Annotated in this window: 19 protein-coding genes and 1 pseudogene; 14 read left to right on the top strand and 6 right to left on the bottom strand. The window is 67.4% G+C overall.

Annotated elements, in window-relative coordinates; translation table 11 throughout:
• Positions 1-488: 488 nt before the first annotated feature.
• From rpsB to QN345_RS04340, 9 genes are all read left to right on the top strand, one after another.
• A complete protein-coding gene (gene rpsB / locus QN345_RS04380) occupies positions 489-1,394 on the top strand; it encodes a 30S ribosomal protein S2 (RefSeq protein WP_134447624.1) in 906 nt (301 codons plus the stop codon).
• Positions 1,395-1,404: 10 nt separating this feature from the next.
• Positions 1,405-2,232 (top strand): translation elongation factor Ts, encoded by an 828-nt coding sequence (tsf, locus tag QN345_RS04375; RefSeq protein WP_134447626.1) that lies wholly within the window; start codon positions 1,405-1,407, stop codon positions 2,230-2,232.
• A 126-nt stretch (positions 2,233-2,358) separates the two neighbouring features.
• Positions 2,359-3,075 carry a UMP kinase gene (pyrH, locus tag QN345_RS04370; RefSeq protein WP_134447628.1) on the top strand — a complete coding sequence of 239 codons (717 nt, stop codon included), beginning with the start codon at positions 2,359-2,361 and terminating at the stop codon, positions 3,073-3,075.
• Between the two features lie 90 nt (positions 3,076-3,165).
• On the top strand, positions 3,166-3,720 hold the full coding sequence (frr, locus tag QN345_RS04365; protein ID WP_134447629.1) for a ribosome recycling factor: 555 nt from the start codon (positions 3,166-3,168) through the stop codon (positions 3,718-3,720).
• Positions 3,721-3,736: 16 nt separating this feature from the next.
• Positions 3,737-4,768 (top strand): phosphatidate cytidylyltransferase, encoded by a 1,032-nt coding sequence (locus tag QN345_RS04360; protein ID WP_241975525.1) that lies wholly within the window; start codon positions 3,737-3,739, stop codon positions 4,766-4,768.
• A gap of 68 nt (positions 4,769-4,836) precedes the next feature.
• The gene (locus QN345_RS04355; RefSeq protein WP_323508470.1) at positions 4,837-5,385 is read left to right on the top strand and encodes a DivIVA domain-containing protein; all 549 of its coding nucleotides are present in this window, start codon (positions 4,837-4,839) and stop codon (positions 5,383-5,385) included.
• Positions 5,386-5,439: 54 nt separating this feature from the next.
• Entirely contained in the window at positions 5,440-6,117 is a 678-nt protein-coding gene (locus QN345_RS04350) for a lytic transglycosylase domain-containing protein (protein WP_241985041.1), read from the top strand.
• 60 nt (positions 6,118-6,177) lie between these two features.
• A complete protein-coding gene (locus QN345_RS04345) occupies positions 6,178-6,480 on the top strand; it encodes a hypothetical protein (protein ID WP_134447633.1) in 303 nt (100 codons plus the stop codon).
• 31 nt (positions 6,481-6,511) lie between these two features.
• Positions 6,512-7,237, top strand: coding sequence for an alpha/beta hydrolase (locus QN345_RS04340; protein ID WP_134447635.1), 726 nt, complete (start codon positions 6,512-6,514; stop codon positions 7,235-7,237).
• An 18-nt stretch (positions 7,238-7,255) separates the two neighbouring features.
• On the opposite strand, the gene QN345_RS04335 is transcribed toward QN345_RS04340, so the two are convergent.
• Together QN345_RS04335 and QN345_RS04330 are read right to left on the bottom strand one after the other, a co-directional pair.
• On the bottom strand, positions 7,256-8,305 hold the full coding sequence (locus QN345_RS04335; protein WP_134447637.1) for an AI-2E family transporter: 1,050 nt from the start codon (positions 8,303-8,305) through the stop codon (positions 7,256-7,258).
• A gap of 28 nt (positions 8,306-8,333) precedes the next feature.
• Positions 8,334-9,947, bottom strand: a complete 1,614-nt coding sequence (locus tag QN345_RS04330; protein ID WP_134560748.1) for a DivIVA domain-containing protein — start codon at positions 9,945-9,947, stop codon at positions 8,334-8,336.
• A gap of 226 nt (positions 9,948-10,173) precedes the next feature.
• Between QN345_RS04330 and QN345_RS04325 the strand changes: the two genes are divergently transcribed.
• Together QN345_RS04325 and QN345_RS04320 are read left to right on the top strand one after the other, a co-directional pair.
• Positions 10,174-11,982, top strand: a complete 1,809-nt coding sequence (locus QN345_RS04325; RefSeq protein ID WP_134447641.1) for a hypothetical protein — start codon at positions 10,174-10,176, stop codon at positions 11,980-11,982.
• Positions 11,979-12,953 (top strand): tetratricopeptide repeat protein, encoded by a 975-nt coding sequence (locus QN345_RS04320; protein WP_323508469.1) that lies wholly within the window; start codon positions 11,979-11,981, stop codon positions 12,951-12,953. The genes QN345_RS04325 and QN345_RS04320 overlap by 4 nt, the downstream gene beginning before the upstream one ends.
• 94 nt (positions 12,954-13,047) lie before the next feature.
• Here the strand turns inward: QN345_RS04320 and glgB are convergent, their stop codons facing one another.
• Both glgB and QN345_RS04310 read right to left on the bottom strand, forming a co-directional pair.
• A complete protein-coding gene (gene glgB, locus QN345_RS04315; protein ID WP_323508468.1) occupies positions 13,048-15,285 on the bottom strand; it encodes a 1,4-alpha-glucan branching protein GlgB in 2,238 nt (745 codons plus the stop codon).
• Positions 15,282-17,345, bottom strand: a complete 2,064-nt coding sequence (locus QN345_RS04310; RefSeq protein WP_416347650.1) for an alpha-1,4-glucan--maltose-1-phosphate maltosyltransferase — start codon at positions 17,343-17,345, stop codon at positions 15,282-15,284. The genes glgB and QN345_RS04310 overlap by 4 nt, the downstream gene beginning before the upstream one ends.
• A gap of 122 nt (positions 17,346-17,467) precedes the next feature.
• On the opposite strand from QN345_RS04310, the gene glgP reads away from it, so the two are divergent.
• Positions 17,468-20,056, top strand: a complete 2,589-nt coding sequence (gene glgP, locus QN345_RS04305; protein WP_322135700.1) for an alpha-glucan family phosphorylase — start codon at positions 17,468-17,470, stop codon at positions 20,054-20,056.
• On the opposite strand, the gene ybaK is transcribed toward glgP, so the two are convergent.
• Both ybaK and glgX read right to left on the bottom strand, forming a co-directional pair.
• Complete coding sequence (ybaK, locus tag QN345_RS04300) at positions 20,053-20,541, bottom strand: Cys-tRNA(Pro) deacylase (RefSeq protein WP_370294844.1); 489 nt, start codon at positions 20,539-20,541, stop codon at positions 20,053-20,055. The two genes, glgP and ybaK, sit on opposite strands and share 4 nt — an antisense overlap.
• A 29-nt stretch (positions 20,542-20,570) precedes the next feature.
• Positions 20,571-22,613, bottom strand: coding sequence for a glycogen debranching protein GlgX (gene glgX, locus QN345_RS04295; RefSeq protein WP_134447650.1), 2,043 nt, complete (start codon positions 22,611-22,613; stop codon positions 20,571-20,573).
• Between the two features lie 84 nt (positions 22,614-22,697).
• On the opposite strand from glgX, the gene QN345_RS04290 reads away from it, so the two are divergent.
• Both QN345_RS04290 and QN345_RS04285 read left to right on the top strand, forming a co-directional pair.
• The gene (locus QN345_RS04290; protein ID WP_322189772.1) at positions 22,698-23,933 is read left to right on the top strand and encodes a cysteine desulfurase family protein; all 1,236 of its coding nucleotides are present in this window, start codon (positions 22,698-22,700) and stop codon (positions 23,931-23,933) included.
• 64 nt (positions 23,934-23,997) lie between these two features.
• A pseudogene (locus QN345_RS04285) lies at positions 23,998-24,639 on the top strand (tRNA 2-thiouridine(34) synthase MnmA); the annotation flags it as partial.

Genomic DNA, 24,639 nt, shown 5'->3' with positions numbered 1-24,639 from the left:
CTCCCACGCCTCCGATCCGGTCGTCGGACCTCGCTCGGGCATCGGTTGCGGCTGCGCGCGTGGCCCGCCCTGGTCGGTCGCCGCGGGTGCGACGGTGGAACAGACCAGAATGGCGGCGACCAGGGCGCTGACGGTGCGGCTGTGAATCGACATGCCCACAGACTGGAGGTCGGGCGGGTCCGATGAGCCCACTCGCGCGGGGTGGTGCAGGGGTCGACGGGGACTCCGGCTGTTGAGGACGGGTGGCGGGGGACATCCGTTCCCCCGGACCTGGCTGGAACCGGGTTCGCCGGGTGCTAAAGTTATGGCAGCAGCGCTTCGTGCGCTGACTACGCGTGCCCATTCGGCCAACACCTCCATTCGGTCCTTACTTCCTCGGAAGCCAGGCGGCGGTGCGCCGGGCACCAGGAGTCGTGATCGACCGATCAGGACACGAACCGATTGGCGTTTTGCCGCGTATGCGGCGCGCCGGACAAGGAGTACGGCTCATGGCCGTCGTCACCATCCGCCAGCTGCTCGACAGCGGCGTGCACTTTGGACACCAGACCCGCCGCTGGAACCCGAAGATGAAGCGATTCATCTTCACGGAGCGCTCGGGCATCTACATCATCGACCTGCAGCAGTCCCTCGGCTTCGTCGACAAGGCCTATGACTTCGTCAAGGAGACCGTCGCCCACGGCGGCACGATCCTCTTCGTCGGCACCAAGAAGCAGGCGCAGGAATCGATCTCCGAGCAGGCCATCCGTGTTGGCCAGCCGTACGTCAACCAGCGCTGGCTCGGTGGCCTCCTCACCAACTTCCAGACCGTCTCCAAGCGTCTGGCCCGCATGAAAGAGCTCGAAGAGCTCGACTTCGAGGACACCGCCAAGAGCGGGTTCACGAAGAAGGAAATGCTCATCAAGAAGCGCGAGCTCGTCAAGCTGCACAAGAGCCTCGGCGGTATCCGCAACCTCACGAAGACGCCGTCCGCGCTCTGGGTTGTCGACACCAACAAGGAGCACCTCGCCATCGACGAAGCCCGCAAGCTCGGCATCCCCGTCATCGCGATCCTCGACACCAACTGCGACCCCGACGACGTGCAGTACCCGATCCCGGGCAACGACGACGCCATCCGTTCCGTCGGCCTGCTGACCCGCATCATCGCGGACGCAGCAGCCGAGGGCCTGATCCAGCGCCACGCCAAGCCGGAGGCCGAAATCGAGCCCCTCGCCGCCTGGGAAGCAGAACTGCTGAAGACCGAGGATGTCGCCGCAACCGACGCCACCCCCGAGCAGTCCTCCGCCGAGACCGTTGAGGTCGCCGACGCAACCGTCGCCGCCGAGCAGGTCGTCGAAGAAGCAGCCGACGTGGCAGCCGTTGCTGCCGTCGAAGCTCCCGCCGAAGAAACCAAGTAAGGAACCCGGTATGGCCAGCATCAGCCTGCAAGACGTCAAAGCCCTCCGTGAACGCCTCGGTACGGGCATGGTCGACACCAAGAACGCCCTCGTCGAAGCCGACGGCGACATGGAGAAGGCCGTTGAGATCCTGCGTCTCAAGGGTGCGAAGGGCAACGCCAAGCGCGCTGACCGTTCCACCTCTGAGGGCCTCGTCGCCGCCAAGGAGATCGGCACGACCGCAACGTTGATCGAGCTCGCCTGCGAGACCGACTTCGTCGCCAAGGGTGTCAAGTTCGGCGCCCTCGCCGAGAAGGTCCTGGACGCGGTTGCCGCTGCCGGTGCCACTTCGGTCGCCGAAGGCCTGGCCGCCCCCGCCGGCAGCCAGACCGTCGCCGAACTGATCGATGGCGAAGCCGCGATCATCGGTGAGAAGTTCGAGCTGCGTCGCGTCGCATCCGTCACGGGTGAGAAGTTCGCGATCTACCTGCACAAGACCAGCAAGGACCTGCCCCCGCAGGTCGGCGTCGTCCTGGGCTACTCGGGAGAGGATGCTGACACCGCACGCAGCGTCGCCCAGCACATCTCCTTCGCGAATCCGGAGTACCTGGACCGCGAGAACGTTCCCGCTGACCTCGTCGAGGCCGAGCGCCGCATCGTCACCGAGATCTCGAAGAACGAGGGCAAGCCGGAAGCGGCACTGCCCAAGATCGTCGAAGGCCGCATCCACGCCTACTTCAAGCAGGTCGCCCTGCTCGAGCAGGACTACGCGAAGGACAACAAGCAGTCCGTCGCGCAGGTGCTGAAGGATGCCGGTCTCACGGTTTCCGGATTCGCCCGCTTCAAGGTCGGCGCCTAGGCAATAGGCTCGCAGTACCAATGATGGAGACCGGCTTGCGCGAGCAGGCCGGTCTCCATTGCTGTGTCCGCCCTGAGTCGGCACGCAGTAGTTTTAGATCACGCACAACGGAAGGACCCCCAGGGCATGTCAGATTCGGGTAAGAAGCGCAGAGTCCTTCTCAAACTCTCCGGCGAAGCGTTCGGCGCAGGAAGCCTCGGCGTGAACCCGGATGTGATCAGCTCACTTGCCCGGGAAATCGCGGAGGCCGCACAGACCGTGGAGGTCGCCGTCGTCGTCGGCGGCGGGAACTTCTTCCGTGGTGCTGAACTGTCCCAGCGCGGAATGGACCGGGGCAGGGCTGACTACATGGGCATGCTCGGCACCGTGATGAACGCCCTCGCCCTCCAGGACTTTCTCGAGCAGGCCGGCGCCGAGACCCGGGTCCAGTCCGCGATCGCCATGACCCAGGTCGCCGAGCCGTACATTCCGCGCCGCGCCGAACGTCACCTCGAAAAGGGACGCGTCGTCATCTTCGGGGCCGGGGCTGGACTGCCGTACTTCTCAACCGACACGGTCGCGGCTCAGCGCGCGCTTGAAATCGGTGCCGACATCGTCCTCGTCGCCAAGAACGGCGTCGACGGCGTTTACTCGGCCGACCCGCGCACCGACCCGGACGCGGAAATGATCCGCCACCTCACCTACCAGGACGCCTTACAGCGCGGCCTGAAGGTCGTCGACTCGACCGCCTTCAGCCTCTGCATGGACAACGGGATGCCGATGCAGGTCTTCGGAATGGCGCCGCAGGGCAATGTGACGGCCGCCATCCTCGGGGCCGATCTGGGAACCCTCGTCTCCAACTAAACTTGTCGATGTCACCTGCGGTCGAAACGGCCTCAGGTCGAAGTCACCAGGTCGAAATCACCAGGTCGAAGCCTCAACGAAGGAGTTACCGTGATCGCGGATGTTCTGTCCGATGCAAGCGTACGAATGCACAAGGCCCTCGAAGCCGCCAAAGACGATTTCGGGACCGTGCGCACCGGACGGGCGAACCCCCAGATGTTCGCAAAGATCCTGGTGAACTACTACGGAACCCAGACACCGCTCGAGCAGCTCGCGTCCCTGCAGAACCCCGAGGCACGCACGCTCCTGATCGGACCCTATGACAAGGGTGCCCTGCGCGACATCGAGCAGGCCATTCGTGACACCCCGAACCTGGACGCCAACCTCGGCAACGACGGCAACGTCATCCGGGCGACCCTTCCGGAACTCACGGCCGACCGCCGCAAGGAATACGTCAAGATCGTACGGACCAAGGCGGAAGACGCCAAGATCTCCGTGCGCAACCTGCGACGCAAGGCGAAGGACGAACTCGATGCGCTGAAGAGTGAAGTCGGTGACGACGACGTTGCCCGGGCAGAGAAGGAGCTCGAGCAGATCACGAAGACCCACGTCGACGCGATCGACACCGCGCTCAAGCACAAAGAGGCCGAACTCCTCGAGATTTAAGGGCGGAGCCAGCGTCATGACGCACGAGCCACGCGACGAAACCGGCGACACTGCACCGGTTCCTCCCAAACGACCCCATGGGGCCGGTAGCTCTGAGTTCCGGGCCCAGGTCCACGCTGCCCGCAACGACCTCGAACGGCAGATGCAGTCCACCCGCGCGGACATCGAACGCCAGGTGCAGGCGACGCGCGCGCAGCTGGACGCGACCAACGAACGGATCGCGGCCCGAACGGGTCGGAACCTGATCCTGGCGACCCTGATCGGCCTCGCGCTCGGCCTGTTCATGCTCGTGAGCCTGATCTTCATCAAAGAGCTCTTCATGGTCTGCGCCGCCGCATTCGTCGGGTTCACGGCCTTCGAACTCGCGCAGGCCCTCAGGCAGTCCGGACGCAACGTGCCGCGCATCGCGGTCGTCATCGCAGCGGTCTCCGTCGTCCCTGCGGCCTTCTACTGGGGAGCGAGCGGCCAGTTCCTCGTCACCCTCTCCGGCATCCTCTTCATCGGCCTCTGGCGGGTGTTCCTGCTGCTCAGCCCCGCCCACCGGGGGACTGCCCGCTCGGTGTTCGGTGATATCGGAGCCGGTTTCTTCATCCAGACCTACGTGGTGTTTCTCGGCAGCTTCGCCGTGCTGCTCGTCGCGCAGCCGGACGGGCAATGGTGGACCCTCGCCTTCCTGCTTCTGGTGATCTCGAACGACACCGCGGCGTATGCGAGCGGGCTGTCCTTCGGCAAGCACCGCATGGTGCCGACGATCAGCCCCAAGAAGACCTGGGAAGGCTTCGCGGGTGCCGGCCTGGCGTGTCTGATCGTCGGTGTGGTGCTGTCCCTGTTCATGATCGGGGAACCCTGGTGGTTCGGCCTGGTCTTCGGACTCGTCATCCTGCTGAGCGCCACCTTCGGCGACCTCGCGGAGTCGCTGATCAAGCGCGACCTCGGTATCAAGGACATGAGCTCCTGGCTTCCCGGCCACGGTGGCTTCCTCGACCGGATGGACTCGATTCTTCCCTCGGCGGCGGCAACGTACGCGCTGTATCTCATCTTCCGCTGACCAGCGGAAAGCACCCCCGGTGGGGGCACGCTTTCGACAGCGGCCTCCCCGTGGGGCAGAATGATCCAGTGAGCACCACATTTCCCCGGGCCGGCAAGAAGACGCTCGGCTACAACGTCACCCAGGTCGACGAGTTCCTGGCGAGCGCGCGTCGTGCGTACGACGCGACCGACGACTCCGAACCATTGACGGCCGAAAGCATCCGCCACACCGCGTTCTCGATGCGGAAGGGCGGCTACTCGTCCGCACACGTCGACGCTGCCCTCGAACGCCTCGAGGACGCATTCGCCGTGCGCGACCGCGAACGCGAGGCGGGAGCCCACGGCAAGCAGGCCTGGCTCGAGAGTGCCCGCGACCGTGCTCAGGAACTCGTGAACCGACTCGGACGGCCGGCGGGGCATCGTTTCAGCCGGGTCAGCTTCCTGAGCGTCGGGTACAACCGGGCGGATGTCGACCGGTTCGCGAACAAGCTCACCAAGTACTTCGAAGACGGCTTTCCGATCACGGCGGACGATGTGCGTTCGTCCGTTTTCCGACCGCAACGCGGCGGGTATCGGGAAATCCAGGTCGATGTCGTGCTCGACAGCGTCGTCGACGTGATGCTCGCGGTTCGGTGAATCTCGGACCGTTATCTGGCTGTTATCCGAAATCTGGGTTAGGCTCGAGAAATCGTGGGAAGACACCTAAGCGTAATTGAGTCCGGGAATACCACCACTCCGACAATTCGGAGGGCCGAGAAACCCCGACCTCGTGCCCGTGTCCTGTTCCTCTTCGCCTTCACCGCAGCCGCGGCCTTCGTGCTCGTGACCGTCGTCGATCCGTACTCCGGCGCGACGGCATCGCCGTACTACCAGTCGGCCGGCGGCCGCTTCGCAGGCCAGGCCACGCAGGTCGTCCAGGTGAACGGCTCATATTCCAACACGATCGTGCGCGAGTCATACACGGTCACCGAAAAGCCCAAGCCGGCCCCGGTCCCCGTCGTGGTCGCGGCCAAGTCGTCGAGCAAGTCGAGTTCGAGCGCTTCGGCGCCGACCGCCGCGGTGGCGAACCCCGGGTCTGCTCAGGCATACGCTGCCGGGGCCGTCGCCGCGCGCGGCTGGGGCGAGGACCAGTACAGCTGCCTCGTCGCCCTCTGGAACAAGGAATCCGGCTGGCGCGTCAACGCCGAAAACCCCAGCGGTGCATACGGTATTCCGCAGGCACTGCCCGGTTCCAAGATGGCGTCTGCAGGCGCCGACTGGGCCACGAACGCGGGCACCCAGATCGAATGGGGCCTCGGCTACATCACGGGCCGTTACGGCACTCCCTGCGGCGCCTGGGCGCACTCCGTCGACTCCGGCTGGTACTAGGGGTCCGGCTGTCGCACGGCGCGCTTCGCCGCGCCCGCCGACCAGACGTAGACTGACCCAATGCCACGCAGCAATCATCCGAGGGGTCGCAGGCGCGGTCCGGACGATGCCGGCGAGGACGACAGCCTCGACCGCATGCGGGCAGGCTGGCGTCGAACCGAGGAACGGCGCGACGGCCTCTGGACGGTTCAGCCGGTGACGGCGAGCCGGGCGACGAAGAGTTACGTCTGCCCCGGATGCAATCTCGAGATCGCACCGAAGACTCCTCACCTCGTCGCGTGGCGCGCGGACGGGCTCATGGGGGAGGCCGCCGACCTGGCGGGACGCCGGCACTGGCACAGCCACTGCTGGAGAATCAGATGATGCCGGGCGACACCGGCACGAGGGAGACACCGTGAGTTCCACCGTGGCCGAGATCCGGGGCGGCATCGAACTGCCCGCCCGCCGCGAGCACATCGAGCTGCACACGAGTGACGGCCTCACCCTCGTGGGGGAACTGGCCCTTCCGCTCGACCGCGAGCCGGTCGCGACACTCGTGACGCTGCATCCGCTGCCGACTCACGGCGGATTCATGGACTCACACATCCTGCGCAAGGCGGCAGGGCGCCTGCCTGCCCTCGCCGACCTCGCCGTGCTGCGGTTCAACACCCGGGGGACGACCTCACCACGGGGTACGAGCGGCGGAAGTTTCGACCACGGCAACGCCGAGCGGCTCGACGTCGCGGCGGCAATGGCGTTCGTCGCCGAGCGGAAGCTCCCCAACCCCTGGCTGGTCGGCTGGTCCTTCGGCACCGAACTCGCGATCAAGTACGGCCTCGAACATCCCATCCTGGGGGCGATCCTCTTGTCCCCGCCGCTGCACCGTGCGACGGATGCGGAACTGGCGGCCTGGGCGGGCAACTCGCGCCGGCTCGTGGCGATCATCCCCGAGCACGACGACTACCTGCGACCGGAGGCCGCCAGGGAACGATTCACGAGTGTCCCGGAGACCCTGTTCATCGCGGTCGACGGAGGCAAGCACCTGTGGGTGGGGGAGACCCAGACCAAGCGCATCCTCAACGAGATCGTCGCCGTCGTGAACCCGGCGGCCGCACCCCTTCCGACCGAGTGGCTCGGCTGATCGAGCTGCGAGCCCGGGTCAGAGCTCGTTCTGGCGGGGAATCACGACCTGCTTGATGATCATGATCACCGCCGCGGCGACCGGAATCGCGATGAGCGCGCCGAGGATGCCGAGGAGTGACCCACCCGCGAGGGCCGCGACGACGACGACGGCACCGGGTACCGACACGGCGCGTCGCATGATGTTGGGGCTGAGGACATAGGCCTCGACCTGCATGTACACGATGTAGTAGATCGCCGCGACCAGTGCCGTGAGGGTCGAACTGCCGATCCCGGGGATCAGGCACGCGAGCACGATGATGACCGAACCGCTGATCGTTCCGACGAGCGGGATCAGCGACCCCAGGAAGGCGATCACGGCGAGCAGGGCGGGGAAGGGGGCGCCGATGATCGACAGGAACGTGAAGCTCAGTACGCCGTTGCATGAGGCGAGCGCGGCCTGCCCCACGACGAAGCGACCGACGGACGTCGTGATCTGCTCGCTGAGGTCGGCGAACCGCGCACGCTTCGAGGCAGGTACGAGCTGGTAGGTCGCGGTCTTCAGGCTGTGCAGCGACGCAGTGAAGTAGAGCGACAGGATCACGATGATCAGGGCACCGAACAATCCGCTGACCACGGCGAGCCCGGACTGGATGATCGCGGTGGTGATCGTCGTCACGTTGGTGCTCACGTAGTCGGTGATCGACTTCACGATCCCGGAGACGGGGAGGGCTGGAAACTGTTTCTGGATGTCCGACAGGAACGTCGACGAGTTGACGGACCTGACGAGCTCGGGAATGGCCTGCGACAGTTTCGTGATCTGGTCGACGATGATCGGGACGATGGCGAAGATGACCCCGGTGAGCACGCCGATGACCGCGATCAGCACGGCGAGGATCGCCGCCCAGCGCGGAAAGCCCTTCTTCTCGAGCCAGGACACCGAGGGGTCCAGTCCGAGCGCGATGAACAGGGCGGCACCGATGTAGGTGATGATCGTCGACAGGCTGACAATCGAGCTGAGGATCAGGATTCCCACCCCGACCCCGAGGGTTCCGATCAGCCCCAGGCGGAATGCGTTCTGGATTTTCACTCGGATCTCCTCGGGATGGCGGTGGCGTTCAATCGTCCAGTGCTGTGACCTTTTCCGCCTGCGTGAGGAGGCCTCGCAGGCTCTCGAAGTAGCCGGCGACCGAGTCGCGCTCAATCCTAATCTGGGAGAGGCGCTCCTCCGCGTCAGCGACAAGTGCGCGTGTCCGCTTCTCGGCCTCGGTGACGAGCGCGGTGGCGCGGGCTTCCGCGTCCTGAACGATCTGCTCGGCATGGGCTTCCGCGGCCAGGCGGGCCGTCTTCGCCTCTGCGCGGGCGCCGGAGTCCAGCTGCTCGTTGAGTGCCCGCAACTCGAGGGTGCGCTGGTTGGTCTCCGCGAGCTGCTTCAAGGCGTCGTCGAGGAACTTCTGGGTTTGGGCGACGGCCTCCTGGTGCCGGGCCAGGTGACCCTGCTCCGCCTCGTCGCGGCGGGCCTTGAGTTCGACGTCGAGGTCCGCGCGAGTCTGGTCGATGTCGCGGCGAAGGCGGGCCTGTTCGTGCTCTCCGCGCTTGCGCTCGGCCGTGAGCTGGTTGTCCAGGTCGATCCTGAGCTGCTCGCCGTCCGCGGTGAAGTCCGCGCGTACCTGCTCGTTCTCCCTGGCGAGGTCGGCGGCGGCCTGCTCGGCCCTCGCGGCCTGGGCGGCGCGAGCCTTCTCGAGCTCCTGGGCGAGGGCTGCGCGCTGGCGGGCGAGGTCGAGCGCGAGTTCGGTCTCGGCCTGCTCACGTTCGATGCCGAGGTCGATGCGGGCCTGGTCGATCTCGCGGGCGAGATCCGTGCGGGCCTGTTCGACCTCCGCAGCGAGAGCCGTGTGCGTCTGCTCGGTCTCGTGGGCGAGGTCGATGGCGGCCTGCTCTGCCTCCCTGGCGCTGTTGAAGCGGGCCTGCTCGGTCTCCGCGGTGAGGTCGATCCTGGCCTGTTCGGTCTCCCTGGCCAGATCCGCGCGCTGCTGGTCGAGCTCGAGGGCGACCTCGGCCCTGGTGAGTTCGGTTTCGCGCGTCAGTCCGGCGGCGATTTCACGGGCATCCGTCGCCTCACGTTGTGCGACGACGCGCACCTCGGCTGCTTCACGTTCCGCCTCTGAGCGGATGGCGGCGACCTCGCGCTTGACCGTGGCCCGGAGCTCCGCGGCCTCTGTGGCGACGGCACCGCGGATTGCGGCTGCCTCCTGCACGGCGTCGCCGGTCACCGTGGTGTAGTCGTCGTGGGCACGTGCGAGCAGGTCGTCGGCTTCGGCGCGGGCATCGTCGAGGAGGCGGCTGGCCTTGACGTTCGCGTCGGAGAGGGCGCGTTCTGCCCGTTCGGTTGCTTCGCGGCGCAGGGTGTCGACCTCGCTCGCGGCGGAGGCTCGCAGGCGCTCGGCATCGATGTCGGCCTGGGCGATCACGCGGGTGGACTGTTCCTCAGCGACCCGAAGGGTGTTCTCGAGCTTCGTGCCGAGTCCGGAGAAGGTGGGGCTGCCGACCTCTTCGATCTCAGCGTTCAGATCGTCGATGTGCGCGGTGAGGCGCTTGATTTCCTTGTTGGCTTCCGTACCCTGGCTGTTCGCCTGGATCAGGTCACGACGCAGGCCCTGGATTGCCCTGTCGACCTCTTCTTTGTCATAACCACGGAAAACCTGGGTGAAATCAGCTTCGTCGATCGCCACGCTATCTCCTTGTATTGGAACTCTGACCCCGCATTTAGTCCGGCCAAGGGGGCCACGACAATTTTAGTGGGTTGACGCGGCGGCCGCGCGTCCCGTCTACAGGGGTCTATTAGGCAGCTTTCAGGACGAGACAGTATCGTGGAATGTCCTGTCCGCTGCTTCCTGGACCCGCTCCGGGTTCAAGCACCCGTGTGTGCGGAGCGGCTGGCGACACAGGAGGGTATCAGTGCGTTTCCTTTTTGCCATCGTGGCGCTCGTCCTAGCGGGTGTGATGATCGTGCTCGGCATTGCCCAGCGGACGGTTTTCCTCGAACCCGCGACGAGTAGCCTGAGCGCGACCATCGCCGCCGACGCTCCGTACGCCGTGATCGATTCCAGTGCCCTGACGGAGCACCCGGGCGCCCAGACCGTCACCCTCTCCGGATCCGACACCCTGTTCGCGGCATATGGCCGCACGGCGGATGTGAAGGCGTGGCTGGCCGGACACGAGTACGTCAGCATCCACTCGACCGATAAGAACGGGCCCGGCCTCGGAAGCGACACCGTCCCCGCAGACACCGATGTTCCCGCAGGCACGGCGCCGGTCGCCGCAGCGACCGTGACGAACCCGGCCGGTTCGGACCTCTGGCTGGAGGAATTCACCGGCACGAAGGAACTCACGGCGACCGTGAACCTGCCGGAAGGCATTTCGATGATCGTCGCCTCTGACGGCACCAACCCCGCGCCGTCGAAGGTGAGCATCACCTGGCCCGTGGACAACTCGACCCCCTGGGCCGGTCCGCTGATCATGGGGGGCGCCATCCTCGCCCTGGTCGGGCTCATCCTGTACCTGTGGGCCCTCCTCCACCTGCGCAGGTCGCACGGCCCGCGCCGCAACCTGCCCAAGGGTCCACGGATGCCGCGACTTCCGCGGGCGCCCCGCCCCAAGTCCATCAAGGCGAGCGAGATCACCGGGCGACGGTCGATCGGGCGGTCCCTGATCGCCGTTGTTCCGATGTTCCTCGTGTCCGGACTCGTCCTCACGGGATGCTCTGCGGAATTCTGGCCGGGCAGCACCCCGACCGATGCTGCCTCCCTCAGCCCGACGCCTGACGCGAGCGGGGCGGCCGTCGTGATCAAGGACGTGCCTCCGGCCGCCGTGACGGTGCCGCAGCTCGAGCGGATCATGACCAAGATCTCCGCGGTCGCAGCGGACGGTGACAAGAACCTGAGCGCAGACATCCTCGCGACCCGATTCACCGGTCCCGCCTTCGACCAGCGCCTCGCCAACTACAAGGTGCGAGCCATCGCTCCCGACTTCCCCGCACTGGCCGCGCTCCCTGCCGGACCGCTCACGCTCTCGCTTCCGCAGCAGTCTGCGACCTGGCCCCGGGTCGTGATGACCGTCGTCCAGAACAAGGACACCCCGGATGTCGCGCCGACCGTCGTCGTGCTCCGCCAGGAGTCGGCACGGGCGAGCTACCTCGTCGAATATGCGGTGCAGCTCGAGCCCTCAGCGAAGATCCCTGACCTGGCCCCCGCCACGATCGGCGCACCCATCATCGCCCCCGACTCGAAACTGATGCTCCTGCCGCCCGATCAGGTCGCGGCCGCATACGCGGACATCCTCAGCAATGGCGAGGCGAGCCCGTCGTTCGCCCTGTTCGATGCGACCGGGGACAGCTTCCGCACCCAGATCGACGCGAACAAGGCGGACAAGAAAGCCAAGCTGCCGACGACGGCGTCGATCGAATTCGGTGCCAAGGCGAGCACAGGGCCCACGATCGCCCTCGCGACGAACGACTCGGGGAGCATCGTCGCGGTCAGCCTCGAGGAGACGGAAACCGTCAAACCCGTCGACGCCGCTGCGACGGTCAGCCCCGGTGAGGGCGCGGTCGCCAGCAAGGCGCTCTCCGGCCTCACCGCCACCGCGAAGGGCTTCAAGAACACCTACGCCGACCAGCTTCTGTTCCACGTTCCCGCCGCCGGTTCGAGCGATAAAATTGTCCTCCTTGGCTTTGCCCAGGGACTGATCTCGTCTACGGAGCTTCCATGAGCATTGTCCCCCCGTCCGCCGCCAGCATGCGCGGTGCGGTCGATCTGTCCTCCCTCCTGAACCGGCCGCCGGCACCGGCGGCCGGGGGAGCCGGCTCAGCCGGAGCTGCCGGACAGGCGGGTCAGGCCGGGGCGGTTTCGGTTCCGAGTCTCGTGTTCCAGGGAACGGACGCGAACTTCGGCGAGATCCTCGACCTGTCGGCGAACGTTCCGGTCGTCGTCGATCTGTGGTCGGCGCGCAGCGAGCAGAGCGCTGAACTGACCCTCGTCCTCACCAGGCTGATCCTCGAGTACGGCGGTCGGTTCGTGCTCGCCACAGTCGACGTGGACACGAACCCGCAGCTGACCCAGGCATTCCAGGCCCAGTCGATCCCGACCGTCGCCGCGGTCATCGGCGGCCAGCCCGTCGCGCTCTTCAACGGCGTGATCGCGGAGGATCAGGTCCGTGCGGTCCTCCAGCGGGTGCTCGAGCTCGCGGCGGAGCACGGCGTCGTCGGGACGGCGGTCGCCCCGGAGGGAGCGGATGCGGCGACCCCGGTCGCCCCTCCGGAGCCCGAACTCCCGCCGCACCACGTCGAGGCCTACGAGGCGATCGAACGGGGCGACTACGCCGCCGCGATCGCGATCTACAAGACGGCACTCGCCAGGGATCCCAGGGACAACCTCTCCGTCGCCGGGCTCGCCCAGGTGGGGCTGCTCGCCCGGCTCCAGGGCAAGACGCTCGCGGAGATCCGTGCAGCGGCAGCGGCCGCGCCGGATGGCCTCGAGGCGCAGCTCCTCGTCGCCGACCTCGATCTTTCCGGCGGGCACGTCGAGGATGCCTTCGACCGGCTCCTCACGCTCTTTCCCGCCCAGGACGCCGCGGGCAAGAACCGCATCCGCGAACGCATCCTCGACCTGTTCGAGGTCATCGGCCAGGACGACCCCAGGGTCGCCCCCACGCGCAAGCGCCTGACAATGCTGCTCTACTAGCCGGCGTAGCCCCGCGAGAGTACGAAAATGGCCCCCTCCCGACCGGGGAGGGGGCCATTTTCGTACTCTCGCGAAGTTCAGCAAGCAGCGGCGTCTAGCGGCGCAGGCGCAGCCAGACGCCGGCGAGGGCCGGCAGCGTGACGAGGGCGGATGCCGGTCGCCCTGTCCACGGTTCCTCTGTCGCCGTGACCTGGCCGAGGTTCCCCATCCCGGAACCACCGAAATTCTGCGCGTCCGTGTTCAGGATCTCGTCCCACACGCCCGCGAACGGCAGCCCCACCCGGTAACCAGTGTGCGGCTGGCCGGCGAAGTTGAACACACACGCGATCGGCGTGCCTGAGTCGTCCCAGCGGAGGAACGAGACGACGTTCTGCGCGGCGGCCCCTCCGTCGAGCAACTCGAACCCGGCAGGGTCGGTGTCGCGTTCCCAGAGCGGCGCGTTGCCCCGGTAGACCCGGTTCAGCTCGCCGACGAGGGTGAACAGTCCGCGATGGGGGGACTGGTCGAGCAGCCACCAGTCGAGGCCACGGGATTCGCTCCATTCCTGGAGCTGGCCGAATTCCTGGCCCATGAACAGGAGCTGCTTGCCCGGGTGAGCCCACATGAAGGACAGGTACACCCGCACGTTCGCGAGCTTCTGCCAGTCGTCTCCCGGCATCCGGGCGACGAGGGAGCCCTTGCCGTGCACGACCTCGTCGTGGCTGATCGGCAGGAGGAAGTTCTCGCTGAACGCGTAGACGAAGGAGAAGGTGATCTCGTTGTGGTGGTACGAGCGGTACATCGGGTCGATGCTCGTGTACTCGAGCGAGTCGTGCATCCAGCCCATGTTCCATTTGAAGCCGAAACCCAGTCCGCCGCGACTGGTCGGAGCCGTGACGCCGCCCCAGTTGGTGGATTCCTCGGCGATCATGACCGTGCCGGGGTTGCGCTTGTACGCCGTCGCGGTGACCTCCTGCAGGAGGCTGATCGCCTCGAGGTTCTCGTTTCCGCCGTAGATGTTCGGCTCCCACTGGCCGTCCTCACGGGAGTAGTCGAGGTACAGCATCGACGCGACCGCGTCCACGCGGAGACCGTCGATGTGGAACTCCTCGAGCCAGTAGAGCGCGTTCGCGACGAGGAAGTTCCGCACCTGGGTCTGGCCGAAGTCGAAGACGTAGGTTCCCCAGTCCATCTGCTCACCGCGGCGGGGATCCGCGTGCTCGTAGAGCGCCTGGCCGTCGAAACGGGCGAGGGCGAAGTCATCCTTGGGGAAGTGCCCGGGCACCCAGTCCATGATCACGCCGATGCCCGACTGGTGCAGCCGGTCGATCAGGTAGCGCAGGTCGTCCGGGTGGCCGAACCTGCTGGTCGGGGCGTAGTAGCCGGTGACCTGGTAGCCCCACGACCCGCCGAACGGATGCTCGGCGAGCGGCATGAACTCGACATGCGTATAGGCGAGCTCGTGCAGGTAGTCGATCAGCTGGTCGGCGAGGTCCCGGTAGCCGAGCCCGGGCCGCCACGACCCGACGTGCATCTCGTAGATGCTCATCGGCCGTTTGTGGGCCTGGGTCCTGGCCCGCTCGGCGAGCCATTCCGCATCCGCCCACTCGTAGTGCGTCTCGCCGATGACCGACGCGGTCATCGGGGGCACCTCGGTGTACCTGGCCATCGGGTCGGCCTTGCGCACCCACTCGCCGGACTGGGCGAGAAGTTCGAACTTGTAGTTCGACCCTGGGTGCAGGCCGGGGACGAAGAGCTCCCAGACGCCCGTGCTGCCCATGTTGCGCATGGCATGCAGGATGCCGCTCCAGGAATTGAAATCACCGATCACTCGCACGGCCTGCGCGTGCGGAGCCCACACCGAGAAGGACGTGCCTGCGACCAGACCGGCCGTTTCGTCGGTCGGGAGAGGAGCGACGGTTGTGCCGGAATGATAGTGGGCTCCGAGTACGTCCCAGAGTCGCTCGTGCCTGCCCTCGCCGATGAGGTGCAGGTCGAGTTCGCCGAGAGTCGGCAGGAAGCGGTACGGGTCGTCGACGATCCAGGTGGGGGCGTCCGGATACCGGGCCTCGAGCTCGTATGCCTGGAGGCCGACGGTGCTCACGCACTGCCAGACTCCGTAGCCGATGTGCACGAGCTCGATGTGGGCGCCGGACTCGAGGATCGCGAAGACCTCGCTCGCGAGCGGGCGCAGCGCACGGATGACGGTGAGCGGGTCCGCGATCGTCGTCCCCCCGATCAGGTGCTGCCCGAGGATCTCGTGGGGGTTGTAGTAGCGGGCTTCGGCGATCGCCTGCAGGATGCCCGGGGGAACCACCGGCACGGTGGCGGGGCGTGGGGTCTTTGGCGTCATCGTGCTGCTCCTCTGACGTGCAGGATGTGTACCGGTTCGGCAGCGGCATCCAGTCGCACGAAGTTGTCTGCTGTCCAGGTCCAGATGGCACCGGTGATCAGTTCCTCGACCTCGAAGACCGTGCCGGGCTCGAGCCCGAAACGGGTCACGTCGAGGCGCACCACGGTCTCGCGCACCGAATGCGGGTCGACATTCACGACGACGATGATCGCGTCACTTGTCCCTGTGCCGGTGTGTGCCGCATCGAGGTACTTGCTGTACACGAGCACCGCGCCGTCGTCACTCGTGTGCAGGTCGAGGTTCCGCAGCTGGCCGAGTGCGGGATGGGCGCGGCGGATGGCATTGAGCAACGAGACGTACGGCGCGAGGGACTCGCCTGCCGCTTCCGCGGCCGCAAAATCGCGCGGGCGGTACTCGTACTTCTCGTTGTCGATGTTCTCCTCGGCGCCGGGGCGCGGCACGCTCTCGAAGAGCTCGAAACCGGCGTACATGCCCCAGGTCGGGGCGGCTGTCGCGGCGAGGGCCGCCCGGATCTTGAAGGCGGCGTGTCCGCCGACCTGGAGGAACTCGGAGAGGATGTCCGGGGTGTTCACGAAGAGGTTCGGGCGGTAGAAGTCCGCCGTCGTCGTCGCGAGGCCGTGGAAGAACTCCTCGAGCTCTGTCTTCGTGTTGCGCCAGGTGAAATAGCTGTACGACTGCTGGAATCCGACCTTGCCGAGCGCCTGCATGAGCGCAGGGCGCGTGAACGCCTCGGCGAGGAAGATCACGTCGGGGTTCTCTTCGGTGACCCGGTTGATCAGCCACTCCCAGAAATCGAGGGGCTTGGTGTGCGGGTTGTCGACGCGGAAGATCCGCACGCCGAGACCCATCCAGTAGCGCACGATCCGCAGCACCTCGGCACGGATGCCGGCTGGATCGTTGTCGAAATTGATCGGGTAGATGTCCTGGTACTTCTTCGGCGGGTTCTCGGCGTAGGCGATGCTGCCGTCCGGGAGGGTGGTGAACCACTCAGGGTGCTCGGTCATCCAGGGGTGGTCCGGCGAGGCCTGCAGTGCGAGGTCAAGGGCGACCTCGAGGTCGTTCTCCGCTGCTGCGGCGAGGAAGTGCCGGAAGTCGTCGACGGTGCCGAGGTCCGGGTGGATGGCGTCGTGGCCGCCGTCCTCCGATCCGATCGCCCAGGGCGAGCCGGGGTCGTTCGGTCCGGCGTTGAGGGTGTTGTTCGGGCCCTTGCGGTACGAACGGCCGATCGGGTGGATCGGTGGGAGGTAGAGCACATCGAAGCCCATCGCGGCGACGCCGGGGAGGCGGTCCTCTGCGGTGCGGAACGTTCCACTCTGCCAGGAGTGGTCCGCGCGCTGCACGGCGCCCTCTGAGCGGGGGAAGAACTCGTACCAGGAGCCGACGCCGGCCCGGGTGCGCTCCACGCGCACGGCGCGCTGTGCCGATGTCGACGACAGTCCTGCGAGTGGGCGTGCGGTGATGAAAGCGTTGAGCGAGGGGGTGTCCAGCAGGGCGAGGCGATCGTCGACCGAGATGCCCGGGTTGGTGAGGTCCGCTGCGGCGTGCGCGAAAACGCGACGCTCGGCGGCCGGACGGCGCTTGTCCGTTCCGGCCGCAGCGAGGAGCATGGAACCCTCGAGGAACGTCAGCTCGATGTCGATCCCGGCGGGGACCTTGATCTCGGCGGTGTGGCGCCACGTGGCCCACCCATCGGCCCAGGCGCGCACCCGGTACTGCCAGATGCCCTGCCTTCCAAGTGTGACGAGGGCTGTCCACCTGTCGGTGCCCGGGGCCCCCGGGTGCATCGGATGCTCGGACCGGTTCCCCTCGGGATCCGTCAGGAGCAGGGTGACCCCGATCATGTCGTGACCCTCACGGAATGCCGTGGCCCCGAAGGGGACGGCCTCGCCGACGAAGGCCTTCGCCGGCCACAGATTGTCGGCCAGCTGGGGTGCGAGGTCGAGGATCGGAATGCGTGAGATGCGCGTCGGCTCCTCCTTGCCTCGCTTGCCTTGACCCGCAGGGGGAGCCAGGTCCGTGCCGGCGTCGGCGCCTGCCACGGATTCGGGAACAACATTTGCACGTTTAGCTGTCTTTGCCACAAGATGACCGTAGCGCGAATTGTGCGGTTTCCGGGGGAGGAACGGGACAGAGACCTGCCAGCGCCTCTAGGCTGGGACGCGTGAAGGCGATCCGTAAATTTACAGTCCGCACCGTCGTGCCCGAGGCTCTAGCAGCCCTCGATGAGCTTGCCGGTAACCTGCGCTGGTCCTGGCACGAGCCGACCCGCCAACTCTTCGAACACATCTCACCAGAGTTGTGGCGCGAGATCGGTACTGATCCCGTTGCCTTGCTCGGCGCCGTCGATCCGGCCCGGCTCGTGGCGCTCGCCGCAGACCACGAATACGTCTCCTGGGTCAACTCGATCAGGGACGGGCTGCGCTCCTATCTGCAGGAACCGCGCTGGTACCAGGGCCTCGAGGGTGACAAGCCCGCGTCGATCGCCTACTTCTCCCCGGAGTTCGGCATCGCCGCCGCGCTCCCGCAGTACTCCGGCGGCCTCGGGATCCTCGCGGGTGACCACCTGAAGAGCGCCTCGGACCTGGGCGTCCCTCTCATCGGCGTCGGCCTGTTCTACCGGGCAGGCTACTTCAGCCAGGCGATCTCCCCGGACGGCTGGCAGATCGAGAGCTACCCCCTGCTCGATCCCGACGGACTGCCCCTGTCCGTGCTGCGCCGTGCCGACGGCTCCGCCGTGCAGGTCTCGCTCGCCCTCCCCGACAACCGCACCCTGCACGCCCGCGTCTGGCAGGCGAACGTCGGCCGCATCCGCCTGCTCATGCTCGATACGGACATTCCCGAGAACGCGGACGACCTGCGCCTCGTCACGGACCGGCTCTACGGCGGCGGCGGCGAGCACCGGCTGCTGCAGGAATTGCTCCTCGGCATCGGCGGCGCCCGCGCCGTGAAGGTCTGGAGCGCCCTCAACAACCGGCCGGAACCCGAGGTATTCCACACCAACGAGGGCCATGCCGGGTTCCTCGGCCTCGAACGCATCTCGAGCCTGATCGGTGACGGACTGAGCTTCGCCGAGGCCCTGCAGGTCGCGCGGGCGGGAACGGTGTTCACGACCCACACACCCGTCGCCGCGGGAATCGACCGGTTCGAGCGCAGCCTCGTGCAGCGGTACTTCGAGACCGACCTCCTTCCCGGTGTCGGCGTCGACGAGCTCCTCGCCCTCGGCGCGGAGAACTATCCGGGCGGGTCTCCCGACGTCTTCAACATGGCGCTGATGGGCCTGCGGCTCGGCCAGCGCGCCAACGGCGTCTCCAAGCTGCACGGCGAGGTCAGCCGACGGATGTTCAAGGGACTCTGGCCGGGCTTCGACGCCGAGGACGTGCCGATCGATTCGATCACCAACGGCGTGCACGCCCCGACCTGGACGGACCCCTCGCTGCTTCACCTCGCCGAGGACCGCCTCGGCACGAGCGATACCTCTGAGGCCGACTGGGCCTCGCCCGCGATCACCGACGACGACCTCTGGGCCGTGCGCGGCACGATGCGCCTGCAGTTCGTCGAGGACGCCCGCCGGCGCATCGCCGCGGCCTGGCTCGTGCAGAACCCGGGCGGGATCGTGCCGGCATGGATCGGCCAGGTCTTCGATCCGAAGGTGCTCACGATCGGGTTCGCCCGCCGCGTCCCGACGTACAAGCGGCTGACCCTGATGCTGCACGACCCCGAGCGGCTCCGTGCCCTGCTGCTGCACCCGGAGCACCCGATCCAGATCGTGATCGCCGGCAAGTCGCACCCCGCGGACGAAGAGGGCAAGCGCCTCATCCAGAAGGTCGTGCAGTTCGCGGCCGACCCGGAGCTGCGCACCCGCATCGCGTTCCTACCCGACTACAACATCGGCATGGCGCAGCTGATGTACCCCGGCACGGATGTCTGGCTCAACAATCCGCTGCGTCCCCTGGAGGCCTGTGGCACCTCGGGAATGAAAGCGGCACTCAACGGAGCGCTGAACCTCTCGATCCTCGACGGCTGGTGGCCTGAGTACTACGACGGAAAGAACGGCTGGGCGATCCCGTCGGCTGATGCCGCAGGCGACTCCGCCGAGCGGGACCGGATCGAAGCCGACGCGCTCTACGAGCTCATCGAACACCATGTCGCTCCCCGCTTCTACGACCGCAACGGCGACGGTGTTCCCGAACGCTGGGTCGCCTCGATCCGGCACACCCTCGCCACCCTCTCCCCGGAACTCAACGCCGGCCGGATGGTGCGCCAGTACGTGCAGAAGCTCTACCGCCCGGCCGGGGCCGCCGAGGCACGCCTGTCCGCGAACAACTACCGTGCTGCGCGCGAACTCGCCGTGTGGAAGGGGCGCATCGTCGCCAAGTGGCCGGGCGTCTCCGTCGCCCACGTCGAGTCCGGCGGGGTCGCCGCCGTTCCCAAGGTCGGCGACGAACTGCACCTGCGTGCCCATGTGCAGCTCAACGGGCTCGACCCCGCGGATGTCACCGTCGAGGTCGTCTACGGGAAGAGCCTGGCCAACGACGAGCTGAGCGGCGTGCACACCCTCGCGCTCGAGGCGGTCGTCGACCCGGATGCCGCGGACGGTTCCGACTCGCCAGAGCAGGGCGGTGCGACCCTCTTCACTGGGACGGTCGCGCTCGACCGCGGCGGCGCGTTCGGGTACACGGTGCGCGTCGTCCCGAAGAACGACCTGCTGGTGAGCTCGGCAGAGATGGGCCTGATCGCCGTAGCCGGCTAGCGCGCGATAGGGGCGGTGAGGGCGTCGGTGGCGGCGAGGAGGTCCGCCGGCGCCAGCTCGATGTCGAACCCGCGGCGGCCGCCGGACACGAACACGGTGTCGTACAGCAGGGCGGTCTCGTCGACGACGGTCACCAGGCGGGTCTTCTGCCCGACCGGGCTGATGCCGCCGAGCACATAGCCGGTCTTCCGCTCGGCGAGTTTCGGGTCGGCCATCACGGCCTTCTTGGTCCCGGCCGCGTGCGCCAGGGCTTTGAGGTCGAGCTGGCCGGCGACCGGCACGACGGCGACGACGAGCGTGCCATCGGCATCCGCCAGCAGGGTCTTGAACACCCTGGCCGGGTCGAGCCCGAGTTTTGCAGCGGCCTCGAGGCCGTACCCCGTCGCCGACGGGTCGTGGTCGTAGGCGTGCGGCGTGAACCGGATGCCCGCGTGCGTGAGCGCGACGGTCGCGGGCGTCCCACCGGCGCCGTCGTGCTTCTTCACCACTGCGACTCCTCTGCGACCGGGCCGGACTAGCTCGCCCGGAACAACTGCATCGACGCACCCGGCACGAGCAGCCGGGTGCCGGGGATGTGCTCGATGACCGCGTCGCTCAGGTCGTCGTGACTCGAATCCCAGAGCAGCGAATACGAGGAGACGCCGGCGTGCTCTGGCAGCGTCACCGTCACGTCGCGCTCGCGGCCCTGCACGATGAGGAGGATCCGGTTGAACTCCTCGAACTCGGGCGTCGACGCCGCGAGGTACTGCAGGGTGCGCTCCTTCGGGGAGTGCCAGTTGTCCTCCGACATCGACTTGCCCTCGATGTTGTACCAGTCCATCTCGCTCGCGCTCAGGGTGGTTTCGCCGGAGCGGCCGAACCACACCGGGCGGAGGGCCGGGTTGTCACGACGCAGCTGGAGCAGCTTCTTCGTGACACGGTGCAGGTCGATCTGCCAGTCGTCGAGGTCCCAGTTCAGCCAGGTCAGCTCGCTGTCGTGGCAATACGCGTTGTTGTTGCCGCGCTGGCTGCGACCGAATTCGTCGCCGGCCGTCAGCATCGGGACGCCCGCGGAGAGCAGAAGCGTGCCGAGGAGGTTGCGCATCGCCTTGCGCCGGGTCGCGAGGATGCCGCGGTCGCGCGTGGGTCCCTCGGCCCCGTGGTTGAAGGAGTTGTTGCTGTCGGTGCCGTCGCGGTTGGACTCGCCGTTTCCGACGTTGTGCTTGACGTTGTACGCGGTCAGGTCGGCCATTGTGAAGCCGTCGTGCGCCGTGATGAAGTTCAGCGACGCGAGCGGGCCGCGTTCGAGGGAGAAGGTGTTCGCGGAGCCGGCCAGCCGGGTCGCGAAGCGGCCGATGCCGCTCCCGGAGTGGCCGTCCCTGGCCGCCGCGATGTCGGTGAGCCAGAACGAGCGCATCCGGTCACGGTAACGGTCGTTCCACTCCGTCCAGCCGTCCGGGAAATTGCCGGTCTGCCAGCCGCCCATGCCCACGTCCCACGGCTCGGCGACGAGCTTGACGCCGGCGAGTTCCGGATCGGACTGGATGGATTTGATCAGGGGATGGTCGCGCTGGAACTCCACGTTGTCCCCGCGGCTCAGCGTCGCGGCGAGGTCGAAACGGAAGCCGTCGATCTGCACGTCGTTCGCCCAGTACTTGAGAGAGTCGAGCACGAGTCGGCGCGGCACCTCGTTGGAGACGTTGAGGGTGTTGCCGCAGCCGGTCACGTCGATGTAGCCGCCCGCATCGTTCTGGCGGTAGTAGGTAGCGTTGTCGATGCCGCGGAGGCTGCTCGCGGGGCCGCCCGGACCCTCCTCGGCGGTGTGGTTGTAGACGACGTCGAGGATCACCTCGAGGCCGGCCTCGTGCAGGAGCTTGACCATTCCCTTGAACTCGCGCAGCACGGCTTCCGGACCTGCCGACTGGGACGCCATGGTCGCATAGTCGGCGTGCGGGGTGAAGAAGTTGAAGGTGTTGTAACCCCAGTAGTTGGTGAGACCCTGCTTGAGCAGGCGCTGTTCGGAAACGAACGCCTGCACGGGGAGGAGCTCGACCGAGGTGACGCCGAGTTCCTTGAGATAGGTGATCGTCGATTCGTGCGCCAGGCCTGCGTAGGTGCCGCGGAGGTCGGCGGGAATGGCCGGGTTGAGCTTGCTGATGCCCCGCACGTGCGCCTCATAGACGACGGTGTGGTCAAGCGCGATCTTCGGCTTCACCGAACCGGCCCAGTCGAAGGCGTCGTCGACGACGGAGGACTGCCACTGCTCAGGGCCGACCCTGACGAGGCCTCGAGAATAGGGCTCGACCATGGTCTTCTCGGGGTGGAACGAATTCGTGGATGCGGCAGGCCCCGAGACGCGGATGCCGTAGTGGCGGCCCGCGGACAGGGTGCGACTGCGACCGGACCAGACATTGTCCGCGTCGCGGGTCATCGGCACGGTCTTGACGATCCAGTTCGGGTCCGTGGCGTCGAAGATGCAGAGGTCCATGGCCTCGGCGTTCTGCGACCAGACACGGAGTTCGCCGACCCCGGCTGAAAGCCGCACGCCGAGGTTGTGCAGGGGATCGGCGTGAGTCATGCGTTCTAGAGTAATGAGTACGGAGACTGGCCGTGACCACCGGCGCACGCTCAGCCAGCCGAAAACCGAGCGGAAGAGGGTATTTTGTCGATTTATCTCGACCACGCCGCGACGACGCCGATGCTGCCAGCGGCCATCGAGGCATACGTCGACGCCATGAGCGTCGTCGGAAACCCGGCCTCCATCCACAGCCAGGGCCAGAATGCCAAGCGGATGCTCGAGGAAGCCCGCGAGACCGTGGCACGGAGTGTGGGCTGCGATCCGATCGAGGTCGTGTTCACCGGGGGAGGCACCGAGGCGATCAACCTCGCCCTCAAGGGCCTGTTCTGGGCGCGCGCCCCGCGCAGGCGCATCCTCGTCCCCGGCGGCGAGCACCACGCGACCATGGACACCGTCGAGTGGCTCGAAAACCACGACGGGGCAGAACCCGGGTGGCTTCCGCTCGACAGGGCAGGCCGGGTCGACCCGGCCCGGGTGGCGGATGCCCTCGGGACCGGCGCAGAGGATGTCGCGCTGCTCAGCCTGCTTGCCGCGAACAACGAAGTCGGTACCCTGCAGCCCGTCGCCGAGATCGGCGAGATCGCCGCCGTCCACGGGATCCCGGTGCATATCGACGCCGTGTCCGCGTACGGCCAGGTGCCGATCGACTTCCGCGCGCTCAGCGGCGCGGGCCGCACCGGTGCCTCCGGCGGCGCCGGAGGTTCCGCGGGCGGCATCGTCGCCCTCAGCCTCTCCGCCCACAAGATCGGCGGGCCGGTCGGCATCGGAGCACTCGTGCTGTCGCGCCGGGCCAGTATCGTCCCGTTGATCCACGGCGGCGGCCAGCAACGCCAGGTGCGGAGCGGTACCCAGGACCTCGCAGCGGCGGTCGCGTTCGCGGCCGCGGCATCCGCCCTCGGCGACCTGCCCGCCCGCAACGTGCACCTGAGGGCGCTCCGCGACCGGCTGATCGCGGGGGTGCTCGCCGTCGTGCCCACCGCGGTGCTCAACGGTGCGGCACCCGACGGGCCGGATGAGCAGCGCCTGCCCGGCAACGCCCACTTCACCTTCCCCGGCTGCGAGGGGGAGTCGCTGCTCTTCCTGCTCGACGCCGCCGGAATCTCCGTATCGACCGGATCGGCGTGCCAGGCCGGCATCCCGGAGCCCTCGCACGTGCTGCGTGCCATGGGCCGCAGCGAGGCGGAGGCCCGCAGCGCCCTGCGGATCACCCTCGGCCGCGATTCGACAGGGGCCGACGTCGACGCCTTCCTCGCCGCGCTGCCGGCAGCGCACGCCCAGGCCAGCCGCGCCGGCATGAACGACCGCGTGCCCACCCGCTGACCTCCCGGGCTCGACGTGCCCGAGCCGCATTGGCCAAACCGGGCCGTCCGATTACACTTGCCCGGTGAAGGTTTTGGCAGCAATGAGTGGCGGGGTCGACTCCGCGGTGGCGGCGGCGCGCGCGGTGGAGGCGGGGCACGAGGTCGTCGGCGTGCACCTCGCCCTGAGCCGCATGCCCGGAACCCTGCGCACCGGCAGCCGCGGCTGTTGCACCATCGAGGACTCGATGGACGCCCAGCGGGCCGCGAACATCATCGGCATCCCGTACTACGTCTGGGACTTCTCCGAGCGGTTCAAGCTCGACGTCGTCGACGACTTCATCGCCGAATACGCCGCCGGCCGCACCCCGAACCCCTGCATGCGCTGCAACGAGCGCATCAAGTTCGCCGCCCTGCTCGACAAGGCGATCGACCTCGGCTTCGACGCCGTCTGCACCGGCCACTATGCGAGCATCCAGACGGATGCCGCGGGGAACCGCGAACTGCACCGCGCGAGCGCCTGGGCGAAAGACCAGTCCTACGTGCTCGGCGTGCTGACCGCCGAGCAGCTCGAGCACTCGATGTTCCCGCTCGGCGAGACGCCGTCCAAGGCCGAGGTGCGTGCGGAGGCCGCCGAGCGCGGCTTCTCGGTCGCGACCAAGCCCGACTCCTACGACATCTGCTTCATTCCTGACGGCGACACCCGCGGCTGGCTCGCCGAGCGCGTC

The sequence above is a fragment of the Cryobacterium sp. 10I1 genome (assembly GCF_035019805.1).
GTDB lineage: Bacteria > Actinomycetota > Actinomycetes > Actinomycetales > Microbacteriaceae > Cryobacterium > Cryobacterium glucosi.
Note: the sequence above shows the minus strand (reverse complement) of the source record. Positions and strands in the feature narration are given on the sequence as shown.

Excerpts from the sequence above, each read along its gene's own strand:
- QN345_RS04345 (WP_134447633.1), top strand. The coding sequence starts at position 6,178 with ATGCCACGCAGCAATCATCCGAGGGGTCGCAGGCGCGGTCCGGACGAT.
- rpsB (WP_134447624.1), top strand. The coding sequence starts at position 489 with ATGGCCGTCGTCACCATCCGCCAGCTGCTCGACAGCGGCGTGCACTTT.
- tsf (WP_134447626.1), top strand. The coding sequence starts at position 1,405 with ATGGCCAGCATCAGCCTGCAAGACGTCAAAGCCCTCCGTGAACGCCTC.
- glgX (WP_134447650.1), bottom strand. The coding sequence starts at position 22,613 with ATGACTCACGCCGATCCCCTGCACAACCTCGGCGTGCGGCTTTCAGCC.
- QN345_RS04320 (WP_323508469.1), top strand. The coding sequence starts at position 11,979 with ATGAGCATTGTCCCCCCGTCCGCCGCCAGCATGCGCGGTGCGGTCGAT.
- QN345_RS04360 (WP_241975525.1), top strand. The coding sequence starts at position 3,737 with ATGACGCACGAGCCACGCGACGAAACCGGCGACACTGCACCGGTTCCT.
- glgB (WP_323508468.1), bottom strand. The coding sequence starts at position 15,285 with ATGACGCCAAAGACCCCACGCCCCGCCACCGTGCCGGTGGTTCCCCCG.
- pyrH (WP_134447628.1), top strand. The coding sequence starts at position 2,359 with ATGTCAGATTCGGGTAAGAAGCGCAGAGTCCTTCTCAAACTCTCCGGC.